The sequence below is a fragment of the Marinobacter sp. genome (assembly GCF_041686475.1).
Classification (GTDB): domain Bacteria; phylum Pseudomonadota; class Gammaproteobacteria; order Pseudomonadales; family Oleiphilaceae; genus Marinobacter.
Genome location: NZ_JAWLDU010000071.1, coordinates 1 through 10,791 on the forward strand (window position 1 = coordinate 1; position 10,791 = coordinate 10,791).

The window sequence follows — 10,791 nt, forward strand, 5'->3', positions numbered from 1 at the left end:
ATCCCGAACTCAGCCGTGAAACAGACCAGCGCCGATGGTAGTGTGGCTTCTGCCCATGTGAGAGTAGGTCATCGTCAGGCTCTTAATACCGAAAACCCCCAGCGGCTGCGCCGTTGGGGGTTTTTTATTTGGGGCACGATAATCTGCTGTGCACTACAAAGCCCCATACCAGCCACTCAGTGATATACTCCCGGAAACACTTGTTAAGTTGCTCCCACGGAGATCGCTATGTCCGCGACAGACCACCTCGTTATTTTTGATACCACTTTGCGTGATGGCGAACAAAGCCCTGGCGCCACCATGACGAAAGCGGAAAAGCTGCGCATAGCGAAGGTGCTCGAGAAACTCCGTGTTGACGTTATTGAAGCCGGCTTTGCCGTTGCAAGTCAGGGCGACTTTGAGGCGGTGAAAGGTATCGCAGAGTCGATAAAAGGCTCTACCGTTTGCAGTCTTGCCCGGGCTCTGGACAAGGATATAGACCGCGCGGCTGAGGCCATAAGGCCGGCCGAGCGGGGTCGGATACATACGTTTATTGCAACCTCTGCCATCCATATGAAGCATAAGCTGCAGATGCAGCCAAATGAAGTGGTTGAACAGGCAGTGAGGTCAGTCAAGCGGGCCAGGAGCCACGTGGATGATGTCGAGTTCTCCTGCGAAGACGCCGGGCGTTCCGAACTGGATTTCCTGTGCCGCATCATAGAGGCAGCAATTGACGCCGGAGCAACCACCATCAATATCCCGGACACGGTGGGGTATGCCATTCCCGAGCAGTTTGGCGAGACTATCCGTCAGTTGCTGAATCGTATTCCGAATGCTGACAAAGCCGTCTTTTCTGTGCATTGCCACAATGATCTCGGCCTTGCTGTTGCAAATTCACTGGCTGCGGTGAGTAGTGGCGCCCGTCAGGTAGAGTGCACCATCAACGGACTGGGTGAACGGGCTGGTAATGCGTCTCTGGAAGAGTTGGTAATGGCTGTTCGTACTCGCCAGGATCTCTATACCATCGACACCCGAATCGATACGCAGCACATTGTGCCCGCGTCCCGTCTGGTATCCACTATTACCGGGTTTCCGGTGCAGCCCAACAAGGCGATTGTCGGCGCGAATGCCTTTGCCCATGAATCGGGAATCCACCAGGATGGCGTGCTCAAGCATCGGGAAACCTATGAAATCATGCGTGCTGAGGATGTGGGCTGGCACACCAATAGCCTGGTGCTGGGCAAACATTCGGGGCGAAACGCCTTCCGGTCGCGGCTGCTTGAACTGGGGATTCAGTTTGAGACTGAAACCGAGCTGAACGAGGCCTTTACCCGCTTCAAGGCCCTGGCGGATCTGAAGCATGAGATTTTTGACGAAGATCTCCAGGCAATCGCCAGCCACACACGCCAGGAAGAAGATGGCCGCTATGGTCTGGTGACCATGCAGGTAGGTTCCGAGACCGGTGTCGTGCCCAGAGCTTCACTGACTCTGCTGATGGATGGCAAGGAGCACAAGGTTAATGCAGAGGGCAGTGGCCCGGTGGATGCAACCTTCAAGGCGATAGAGTCGCTGGTGGATTCCGGCTGTAACCTCCAGCTCTATTCCGTGAATAACATTACCAGTGGCACCGACGCCCAGGGCGAAGTCACTGTGCGGCTCGAAAGGGGTGGTCGTATCGTGAACGGCGTAGGAGCGGATACCGATATCATCATTGCTTCTGCAAAGGCTTATATCGAAGCTCTTAACCTGATCAGCAGTGGTGGTGTCCGGCAACACCCGCAGGGAGCTGATGTCTGAGCAACAGAATCTGCAACGGATCAGTATTATGACGATGTCAGAGGCGGAGCGTCAGTATTACCTGGGTAAGTCCGGTATTCATCTCTGGTACGCCCGGTCCCCTTTGCCCGGCGCGGCGCCAAGCCCTGAGTTCCGGTTTCCGGCAGAGGACAGCGTGCCTGAGCCGGCATCAGACCCCATAGTCTCTCGTCCTCCACAATCACCAAGGGCCCGTCCTGCCAAGGATGCCACCGGTAAGCACAGAATTGCCGGCATACAGGCGCTGATGGCTGACAGGGAAGCGGAAGCCCCCAAACCACCGCCGGCATTAAAAGCTTCCGAAGCGCAGGCTTCGGTTGCGGAGGAGCCGTCGGCGGCAGAGGTGCCCGAGCTTGAGGCTGTCACTGAAGCTGACCAGCAGATACGGATTGATGCCCGGCTGGGTTTCTGGGTTTCGGAACGTTCGGTGCTTGTCAGTGGTGTTTCTGATGAGGCGAGTGCGCGATTACAGGACGCATTGGCTGAAAACATCCTTGCTTCATTGGGAGAATCCCTGGTGCCAGAAGGGGCGCATGAAATTCGGTGGCCGGTTTTTGGCAACCCGCGGGTGCCCGGTAACGGACTTGACGATTTTCACGGCGTTCTTCGTTCAGCCAGCAAAGAATTCAGTTCCAGACGGCTGCTTTTGCTGGGCGTCCTGACGGATGAGCGGCTTCCGGATCGTTCAGAGTGGCTTGCCAGTGCCCTTGGCATTCCTGCGGTGGATTTTCCCCGGAGCCTTGCCGAGTTGGCTGCCGTGCCGGCCTACAAGCGTGACCTGTGGCAGCAGCTCAAATCTGCTATCGGAGTCTGAGTCGTGTCCCGGGATGTCTACCGCAAAGTTGAAGTTGGCGATATTTCTATCAGGCCTTTGTGTCAGGGCGACCTGCCCGAGGTGCTCGATATCGAATGTCAGGGCTATTCCTTTCCATGGAGCGAGTCTGTATTCCGGGGCTGTTTCCGGCCGGATTATCGTCTCTGGGCCCTGGAGATGTGTGACAGGCTTTCCGGGTACGCTGTGGTCGCCTACATGGCAGGCGAGGCCCACCTCCTGAACCTGTGTGTTGCCATGGGGCAGCGGCGATCGGGTGCCGGCCGCCGGCTGCTGCGCCACCTGGTCGCGGAATCGGCGCGCGACGGTATGTCCCAGGTCCTTCTGGAAGTGCGGAACAGCAATTACGGCGCCATGCATCTGTATGCCAGTGAAGGCTTCTCTGTTATTGGCCGCAGGCCCGGTTACTATCCCGGAGGACGGGAGCGGGAAGATGCGCTGGTCATGGCTCTGCCCGTTGATGGTCGTTCAGCGCCTCCTGTCCCATCCTAGCGCCTGGCTGTGAAGACACGTATTCGCGTGAGGGGGCTATTATCCTTATAATGGCCACCGTTTTTACAGTCTTTCCGATTCAGGTTTCTACCAATTATGACGAGCCTTGCCAGCGAAGTATCCCATCGCCGCACCTTTGCGATTATTTCGCACCCGGATGCCGGTAAAACCACCATTACGGAAAAAGTGCTGCTGTTTGGTCAGGCCATACAGAAGGCCGGGACGGTCAAGGGTAAAAAATCCGGTCAGCACGCAAAGTCCGACTGGATGGAGATGGAGAAAGAGCGCGGTATTTCGGTGACGACCTCGGTGATGCAGTTTCCCTACGGTGGACGGCTGGTAAACCTGCTCGATACTCCGGGCCACGAAGACTTCTCTGAAGATACCTACCGGACATTGACTGCGGTCGACTCTTGTCTGATGGTCATCGACAGTGCAAAGGGCGTTGAGGAGCGCACCATCAAACTGATGGAAGTGACCCGGTTGCGGGACACGCCGATCATCACTTTCATGAACAAGCTGGATCGCGACACCCGTGATCCGGTGGAACTGATGGATGAAGTGGAAGAGGTTCTGAAAATTGCCTGTGCGCCAATCACCTGGCCGATCGGGATGGGCAAGAATTTCAAGGGCGTTTATCACCTGACCCGAGACGAAGTGATTCTCTACCAGTCCGGGCAGGGGCACATGATCCAGGAGAAACGGGTTATCAATGGTATCGATAATCCGGAACTGGATACTGTTCTGGGCGCCTATGCTGATGACCTGAGGGATGAGATCGAGCTGGTTAAGGGAGCGTCTCACGAGTTTGATCTGGATGCCTTCCTGGCCGGAGAGCTGACACCGGTATTTTTCGGGACCGCCCTGGGTAATTTCGGTGTCGATCATATGCTGGACGGCCTGGTGGAGTGGGCGCCGGCACCGCAGCCGAGGGAAACCGACCAACGCCTGGTTGAGCCGGCGGAAGATGTGTTTTCCGGCTTTGTTTTCAAAATCCAGGCAAACATGGATCCGCAACACCGGGATCGGGTGGCGTTTCTCAGGATTGTCTCCGGGCGCTACAACCAGGGTATGAAAGCTCGCCACGTCCGCATCGGCAAGGAAGTCCGGTTCTCCGATGCGCTGACTTTTATGGCGGGCGACCGGGAGCATGCCGGCGAGGCCTTTGCCGGTGACATCATCGGCCTGCACAACCATGGCACGATTCAACTGGGGGATACGTTTACCTCTGGCGAGGATATGAAATTTACTGGTATCCCCAATTTTGCACCGGAACTGTTCCGCCGGATTCGTCTGAAAGACCCGCTCAAGTCCAAGCAACTGCAGAAAGGCCTGATCCAGCTTGCGGAAGAGGGGGCGGTCCAGGTGTTTCGCCCGTTGCGCAACAATGACCTGATCGTAGGCGCGGTGGGTGTTCTCCAGTTTGATGTGGTGGTCAGCCGCCTCAAAAGTGAATACAAGGTTGACGCGGTATATGAGCCAATAAACGTTGCTACCGCACGATGGGTAACGGCATCTGACGAGCGCAAGCTCGATGAGTTCGAGCGCAAGGCCAACGATTTTCTGGCACTGGATGGTAGCGACCGACTCGCCTACATCGCGCCTACCATGGTCAATCTTCAACTGGCCCAGGAGCGGTACCCGGACATAGGTTTCCACAAAACCCGCGAGCACTAGATAGCTGGGGTGGTGAATGAGACTCATCGACGCACACTGCCATTTTGATTTTCCTGAGTTCGACGGGCGTCGTGAGGCTGTGCTTGAAGAGGCCCGCAGTGCCGGCCTCTCCAATCTGGTGATTCCCGGCGTGCGTCGTGATGACTGGGGCAGGGTAAGCCGTGTTGCCACAGAGCACGAGGGATTGTATTACTGCCTCGGAATCCATCCTTGGTATGTCAGCGAGCATACTGAGGACGATCTGGGGGCCCTGGGTGGCGCGCTTGCGGATCATCCGGGCCATTGCGTGGCGCTGGGCGAGTGTGGGCTCGACCGCCTGCATGGCGACCTGAGCGAGCAGTACCCCTGGTTTGAGGCGCAGGTTGATATTGCTGCGCAGGCCCACTTTCCATTGGTCATTCATTCCGTAAAGACCCATGACGAGGTTCACGAAGTTCTGCGTCGGAAACAGTTTTCGGACAGGGTGCTTGTGCACGGGTTTTCCGGCAGCTACCACCAGGCGTCGAAGCTGATTGATCTGGGCTGTTTTATTGGCGTCGGTGGCGTGATAACGCATCCCCGGGCGCGGAAGACTAGGGATACCATTGCGCGGTTGCCAGTCGATGCGCTGGTTCTGGAGACGGACTCCCCGGACATGGCTCCGGAGGGGGTGTCGCCAGGGCATAATTCACCTGCTTTTCTGCCGTTGATTTTCAACGTACTTGCTGGATTGCGTGGTGCGGCGCCGGAGGATCTGGCGCGCTCGCTGCTAGGTAATGTCCAGCGCTTGTACGGCTGGAATGAGATCGGAGCGTCGGAGCGCTAGGGCGTGTTTTCGCTCCGGCACGCGCAAGGGGTACGTGAATAACGAAACAGGCTGCATCAGGGTTGGCTTTCTTTTTTGGTTCGGATATACTTCGCGCCCTGGCTTTTCAAGGCAATGCCGTCATCTCAGCCCCGAATGATGTCACTGCCGCTTAACATACAGGTAAAGAGCCCCCTCCGGATGCCAAGCATTTACCGGTGGCGGTTTTTAACGTTTCTTATATAGCGTTCAAGGCGGAATCAATGAAGACTCTGAGTGCGAAACCAGAAACAGTAACACGTGACTGGTACGTTGTAGACGCAGCCGGCAAGACGCTGGGTCGTCTGTCAACTGAAATCGCCCGTCGTCTGCGGGGCAAGCATAAGCCTGAGTACACCCCTCATGTCGACACTGGTGATTACATTGTGGTTATCAATGCCAGTCAGGTAAGGGTTACCGGCAAAAAAGCATCTGACAAGATGTACTACAGTCACACCGGCTTTCCGGGTGGAATCAAGTCCATCAACTTCGAGAAGCTGGTTGACAAGGCTCCTGAGCAAATCATCCAGAAGTCTGTCAAAGGCATGCTTCCCAATGGCCCGCTCGGGCGTGCCATGTTCAAGAAGCTGAAAATTTATGCCGGCGCTGAGCATCCTCATGCAGCCCAGCAGCCCAAAGAACTCGACATTTAACGGAAGGCGGATATGTCTGTAGCACAAAATTACGGTACGGGTCGCCGCAAAACCTCCACGGCTCGGGTCTTTATCAAGCCGGGAAGCGGTAACATTTCAATCAATGGTCGTTCGATTGACCAGTTTTTCGGTCGTGATACCCTTCGAATGATCGTTCGTCAGCCCCTCGTGGTTGCGGATTCGACAGATCGGTTCGACATCAACATCACCGTGAAAGGTGGTGGGAGCAGTGGTCAGGCGGGCGCGATCCGTCACGGTCTGACTCGTGCACTGATGGATTACGACGAGACTCTGCGTCCTGCTCTTCGCAAAGAGGGTTACGTTACTCGTGATGCTCGTAAAGTTGAGCGTAAGAAAGTCGGTCTGCGCAAGGCGCGTAAGCGTCCTCAGTTCTCCAAGCGTTAAGCTTGTTGGATCAGATCCGAAGAACCCGGTCCGTTGGCCGGGTTTTTTTATGGACCATAAAACTAATACCAACTTGATACGGAACAGATAATGGCCCGGCTCGAGACCTTTCCGACTTGTAAGGGCACGGTAATTTCATTACCATTTGAGCGCTTATATTTTTGGGTTGAGAGAAGTCCTTTTCGATGTGCAGATTCCCTTTAAACAGGGCTGCATGTCGCCTGATGGGAGAGAACCATAATGAGTAATGGCGACGTGAGCCAAGGCAGGCGCCGGTTTCTGATCGGTGCCACGTCTGTGGTGGGTGGTGTCGGCGTCGTCGGTGCGGCCGTACCTTTCGTGGCATCCTGGAATCCCAGTGCCAAAGCGGAAGCAGCCGGTGCACCGGTCACCGTCAATGTCAGTAAGCTTGAGGCCGGTCAGCAGATGACTGTTGAATGGCGCGGGAAGCCGGTGTGGGTCATTCGACGCACTGATGAAATGAACGAGAACATCCGCAAGCTGGATGAGCGTGTAAAAGACCCGCTCTCCGAGGATGCGACCCAGCCTGCCTACATCGAAGGCGAGTTACGTGCTCTCAAGGACGATTACGCAGTCGTCGTCGGTATCTGTACACATCTTGGTTGCTCTCCGCAATTCCGGCCTGAAGTGGCTCCCGCTGATCTGGGTGAAGACTGGCTGGGCGGATTTTATTGTGCGTGTCACGGCTCCAGATATGACCTGGCCGGCCGTGTGTACCCGAATCAGCCGGCACCCACTAACCTGGAGGTGCCTCCCTACCGTTACGACGACGACAACACCCTGACCGTCGGTCTGGATCCTGAGGGGGCAGCGTAATGAACAAGTTAGTGAATTGGGTTGACGAGCGTCTTCCGATTGTTGATGCGTGGAACAAGCACATAGGCAAGTACTACGCGCCCAAGAACTTCAACATGTGGTACTTTTTCGGCTCACTGGCCATGCTGGTGCTGGTAAACCAGCTTATCACCGGTATCTGGCTGACCATGAGCTACAATCCTACCGCCGAGGGTGCCTTCGCATCGGTGGAATACATCATGCGTGATGTGGAGTGGGGCTGGTTGCTCCGTTATCTTCACTCGACAGGTGCCTCCGCTTTCTTCGTGGTGGTCTATCTCCACATGTTCCGAGGCCTGATGTATGGCTCATACCAGAAGCCCCGTGAGCTGATCTGGATTTTCGGCATGCTGATCTACCTGGTGCTGATGGCCGAAGCCTTCATGGGCTACCTGCTGCCATGGGGACAGATGTCCTACTGGGGCGCCCAGGTTATTGTGAACCTCTTTGGTGCCATTCCGGTGATTGGTGACGATCTGTCACTGTGGATTCGCGGTGATTACCTGATTTCCGGCATCACCCTGAACCGGTTCTTTGCACTGCACGTGGTTGCGTTACCGATTGTGCTTCTCGGGCTGGTGGTTCTTCACATCCTCGCGCTGCATGAAGTGGGTTCCAACAACCCCGACGGCATCGATATCAAGAAGAACAAGGATGAAAACGGTATTCCGAAAGACGGCATTCCGTTCCACCCCTACTACACCGTTCACGATCTGATGGGTGTCGGCGTATTCTTCTTTGTTTTCTTTATCGTGGTGTTCTTCTTCCCCGAGATGGGTGGCCTGTTCATTGAGAAACCGAACTTTGAACCGGCGAATGCACTCAAGACGCCGGACCACATCGCACCAGTGTGGTACTTCACGCCGTTCTACGCGATGCTGCGGGCAGTTACTGTTGACCTGTTCGGTTTGGACGCGAAGTTCTGGGGTGTCGTCGTGATGGGGGCAGCCATTGCGATACTGTTTGTTCTGCCCTGGCTGGACAAGAGTCCGGTGCGCTCAATGCGCTACAAGGGCTGGCTGAGCAGAACTGCCCTGGCAATCTTTGTGGTCAGCTTCATTGTCCTGGGGTATCTCGGTATTGTTCCGGCAACGGAGGCTCGTACGACCGTTTCGCAGATCCTGACAACGTTCTACTTCCTCTTCTTTATCCTCATGCCGTTCTACACGCGCATGGAGAAAACCAAGCCAGTTCCAGAGAGGGTGACAGGATAATGAGAAAGCTGATAGTTGGTCTTTTCATAGTGATCCTGCCGGCTCTCGCGCTGGCAGCCGCGCCATCCGGTAAACTGGATACAATGGAGGCGGACCATACCAACAAGGAGTCTCTCCAGCGCGGAGCAGCCCTGTTCACCAACTACTGCATGGCGTGTCATTCCATGGAGTATGCCCGTTACAAGCGGGTAGCGGATGATCTGGGGATTCCTCCGGAACTGTACGAGGAGAACCTGATCTTCACAGGCGCGAAAATTGGCGAGCTGATGAAGAACGCTATGGGCAAGGATATGGCTGCGGACTGGTTCGGGGCTCCGCCACCGGACCTGACACTGTCATCCCGTCTTCGGGGAGAGGATTGGATCTACTCCTATCTCCGCGGCTTTTATAAAGACGATACCCGTCCGCTTGGTGTGAATAACGTGGTGTTCGAGAATGCCGGCATGCCCCATGTGCTGATAGACCTGCAAGGTCTGTGCGCCGAAGAACCGCGTATTGGCGAAGGTGCCAGCGTTGACCCTCTCAGTGGCGATGTCCGTAACGCGGACACCTGTCCCGAGTGGGAAATCGAAGGCTCTATGTCTCCGGGGGAATACAATGCTGCGATGTATGACCTGACCAATTTCATGTCCTACATGGGTGATCCAATAAAGGTTGAGCGGGAGCGGCTTGGTATGTTCGCCCTCATCTTTGTGGCGATCTTCTTTATCTTTGCCTATCTGCTTAATCGCGAATACTGGAAGGACGTACACTGAGATTTCAGGTATAATTCCTATTCCTGAGTTCCAGCGGGCAATTTCCGGCCCGCTGGATTTTTGCGTTTTTCAGGGTCAATTCGGTTAGTCAAATCGTGAGGTAGTTCTATGGGCGTTGTGACCAAGCGGTCATCAATGACGTTTTTCTCGGACCCGGCCAGTCATTACAGCCACAGAGTCCGCATTGTGCTGGCAGAAAAGGGTGTAACGGTCGACGTCGTAAATGTTGATCCAGACAACCCTCCCGGAGAGCTGGCCGACCTGAATCCCTACAATGCCCTGCCGACGCTGGTGGATCGTGACCTGGTGCTCTACGAGCCCAATATCATGATGGAGTATCTGGACGAGCGTTTCCCGCACCCGCCATTGCTTCCGGTGTACCCGGTTGCACGGGCAAATAGTCGGTTGATGATTCACCGTATCCAGAAAGACTGGTGTGGACTGGTGGACCAGATTCTTGCCCAGCCCAACGCCAAGGCATCCGATGCTGCGCGTAAAGAGCTTCGTGAGAGCCTGTTGGCGACATCGCCACTGTTCGGCGAGATGCCATTTTTCCTGTCGGAAGAGTTCACCATCGTTGATTGCTGCATTGCCCCGATTCTGTGGCGCCTGCCTTCATTGGGCATAGAGCTTAATGAAAAGCAGGCAAAACCGCTTCAAAAGTATATGGATAGCATTTTCAGCCGTGAAGGTTTCAAAGCAAGCCTGTCGGACCTGGAAGAAGATATCCGCAGTTGATTTGCAGAGCCTGAAACCGGTTCAGGAGAAAGGCAGTGCCTGATAGCAAAATAACCATGACATCGAGTCGCCCGTATCTAGTCAGGGCGTTCAATGAATGGATTCTCGATAACGACTGCACGCCTTACATTGTGGTCGACGCAGGCGTGCAGGGAGTGCAGGTTCCTACCGAGCACGTGGCAAACGGGCAGATCGTACTTAACATCAGCCCCGGCGCCGTGCGGAGCCTGGTGATTGGCAATGGTGCGCTGGAGTTCAGCGCCCGTTTCGGTGGTGTGCCCATGCAGGTATTCATTCCCTTGCAGGCTGTCATGGCCGTGTACGCCAAGGAAAATGGCGAGGGAATGGTGTTCGGCAGCGAGCCCGGTTCGCCGGATCCGGAAGGTCCGGGAAGTAAGGATTCAGATAACACCGGTGATGGCGGGCAGAGTGGAGAGAGGCCCAGTGGCCGTCCGACGCTGAAAGTGGTCAAGTAGAAGTAGCTCGGAGCCAATCAGGGGCACGTCATTAAACCGGAAAGCCAGCTGACTCTGTCACCTGGCTTTTTTGTTAG

At 55.5% G+C, this 10,791-nt stretch carries 12 protein-coding genes; all 12 read left to right on the forward strand.

Going from position 1 to position 10,791, the window contains the following annotated elements:
• Positions 1–228: 228 nt before the first annotated feature.
• The 12 genes from ACESMB_RS13170 to ACESMB_RS13225 all read left to right on the forward strand — a co-directional run bounded on the left by ACESMB_RS13170 (position 229) and on the right by ACESMB_RS13225 (position 10,714).
• On the forward strand, positions 229–1,776 hold the full coding sequence (locus tag ACESMB_RS13170; RefSeq protein WP_372925920.1) for a 2-isopropylmalate synthase: 1,548 nt from the start codon (positions 229–231) through the stop codon (positions 1,774–1,776).
• Positions 1,769–2,608, forward strand: coding sequence for a 2-isopropylmalate synthase (locus ACESMB_RS13175; protein ID WP_372971768.1), 840 nt, complete (start codon positions 1,769–1,771; stop codon positions 2,606–2,608). The genes ACESMB_RS13170 and ACESMB_RS13175 overlap by 8 nt, the downstream gene beginning before the upstream one ends.
• Before the next feature lie 3 nt (positions 2,609–2,611).
• Positions 2,612–3,118 (forward strand): ribosomal protein S18-alanine N-acetyltransferase, encoded by a 507-nt coding sequence (rimI, locus tag ACESMB_RS13180; protein WP_372925922.1) that lies wholly within the window; start codon positions 2,612–2,614, stop codon positions 3,116–3,118.
• A 96-nt stretch (positions 3,119–3,214) separates the two neighbouring features.
• Complete coding sequence (prfC, locus tag ACESMB_RS13185) at positions 3,215–4,795, forward strand: peptide chain release factor 3 (protein ID WP_372925923.1); 1,581 nt, start codon at positions 3,215–3,217, stop codon at positions 4,793–4,795.
• Between the two features lie 16 nt (positions 4,796–4,811).
• Complete coding sequence (locus ACESMB_RS13190) at positions 4,812–5,600, forward strand: TatD family hydrolase (RefSeq protein WP_372971769.1); 789 nt, start codon at positions 4,812–4,814, stop codon at positions 5,598–5,600.
• 242 nt (positions 5,601–5,842) lie between these two features.
• Positions 5,843–6,271, forward strand: coding sequence for a 50S ribosomal protein L13 (gene rplM, locus ACESMB_RS13195; protein ID WP_150993376.1), 429 nt, complete (start codon positions 5,843–5,845; stop codon positions 6,269–6,271).
• A 12-nt stretch (positions 6,272–6,283) separates the two neighbouring features.
• Positions 6,284–6,676 (forward strand): 30S ribosomal protein S9, encoded by a 393-nt coding sequence (gene rpsI / locus ACESMB_RS13200; protein WP_114613350.1) that lies wholly within the window; start codon positions 6,284–6,286, stop codon positions 6,674–6,676.
• 240 nt (positions 6,677–6,916) lie between these two features.
• On the forward strand, positions 6,917–7,513 hold the full coding sequence (gene petA / locus ACESMB_RS13205) for a ubiquinol-cytochrome c reductase iron-sulfur subunit (RefSeq protein WP_372925925.1): 597 nt from the start codon (positions 6,917–6,919) through the stop codon (positions 7,511–7,513).
• Positions 7,513–8,745 (forward strand): cytochrome b, encoded by a 1,233-nt coding sequence (locus tag ACESMB_RS13210; RefSeq protein ID WP_372925926.1) that lies wholly within the window; start codon positions 7,513–7,515, stop codon positions 8,743–8,745. Before petA ends, ACESMB_RS13210 begins: the two co-directional genes overlap by 1 nt.
• Positions 8,745–9,500: a cytochrome c1 gene (locus ACESMB_RS13215; protein WP_372925927.1), complete on the forward strand. Its 756-nt coding sequence runs from the start codon at positions 8,745–8,747 to the stop codon at positions 9,498–9,500. Before ACESMB_RS13210 ends, ACESMB_RS13215 begins: the two co-directional genes overlap by 1 nt.
• Before the next feature lie 108 nt (positions 9,501–9,608).
• The gene (locus tag ACESMB_RS13220; protein WP_372925928.1) at positions 9,609–10,238 is read left to right on the forward strand and encodes a glutathione S-transferase N-terminal domain-containing protein; all 630 of its coding nucleotides are present in this window, start codon (positions 9,609–9,611) and stop codon (positions 10,236–10,238) included.
• 56 nt (positions 10,239–10,294) lie between these two features.
• Positions 10,295–10,714, forward strand: coding sequence for a ClpXP protease specificity-enhancing factor (locus ACESMB_RS13225; RefSeq protein ID WP_372925961.1), 420 nt, complete (start codon positions 10,295–10,297; stop codon positions 10,712–10,714).
• Positions 10,715–10,791: the final 77 nt, after the last annotated feature.

What these genes read in the sequence shown, in the direction of transcription:
- ACESMB_RS13170 (WP_372925920.1), top strand. Translation starts at nt 229, where the DNA reads ATGTCCGCGACAGACCACCTCGTTATTTTTGATACCACTTTGCGTGAT.
- ACESMB_RS13175 (WP_372971768.1), top strand. Translation starts at nt 1,769, where the DNA reads ATGTCTGAGCAACAGAATCTGCAACGGATCAGTATTATGACGATGTCA.
- prfC (WP_372925923.1), top strand. Translation starts at nt 3,215, where the DNA reads ATGACGAGCCTTGCCAGCGAAGTATCCCATCGCCGCACCTTTGCGATT.
- ACESMB_RS13190 (WP_372971769.1), top strand. Translation starts at nt 4,812, where the DNA reads ATGAGACTCATCGACGCACACTGCCATTTTGATTTTCCTGAGTTCGAC.
- rplM (WP_150993376.1), top strand. Translation starts at nt 5,843, where the DNA reads ATGAAGACTCTGAGTGCGAAACCAGAAACAGTAACACGTGACTGGTAC.
- rpsI (WP_114613350.1), top strand. Translation starts at nt 6,284, where the DNA reads ATGTCTGTAGCACAAAATTACGGTACGGGTCGCCGCAAAACCTCCACG.
- petA (WP_372925925.1), top strand. Translation starts at nt 6,917, where the DNA reads ATGAGTAATGGCGACGTGAGCCAAGGCAGGCGCCGGTTTCTGATCGGT.
- ACESMB_RS13210 (WP_372925926.1), top strand. Translation starts at nt 7,513, where the DNA reads ATGAACAAGTTAGTGAATTGGGTTGACGAGCGTCTTCCGATTGTTGAT.
- ACESMB_RS13215 (WP_372925927.1), top strand. Translation starts at nt 8,745, where the DNA reads ATGAGAAAGCTGATAGTTGGTCTTTTCATAGTGATCCTGCCGGCTCTC.
- ACESMB_RS13220 (WP_372925928.1), top strand. Translation starts at nt 9,609, where the DNA reads ATGGGCGTTGTGACCAAGCGGTCATCAATGACGTTTTTCTCGGACCCG.
- ACESMB_RS13225 (WP_372925961.1), top strand. Translation starts at nt 10,295, where the DNA reads ATGACATCGAGTCGCCCGTATCTAGTCAGGGCGTTCAATGAATGGATT.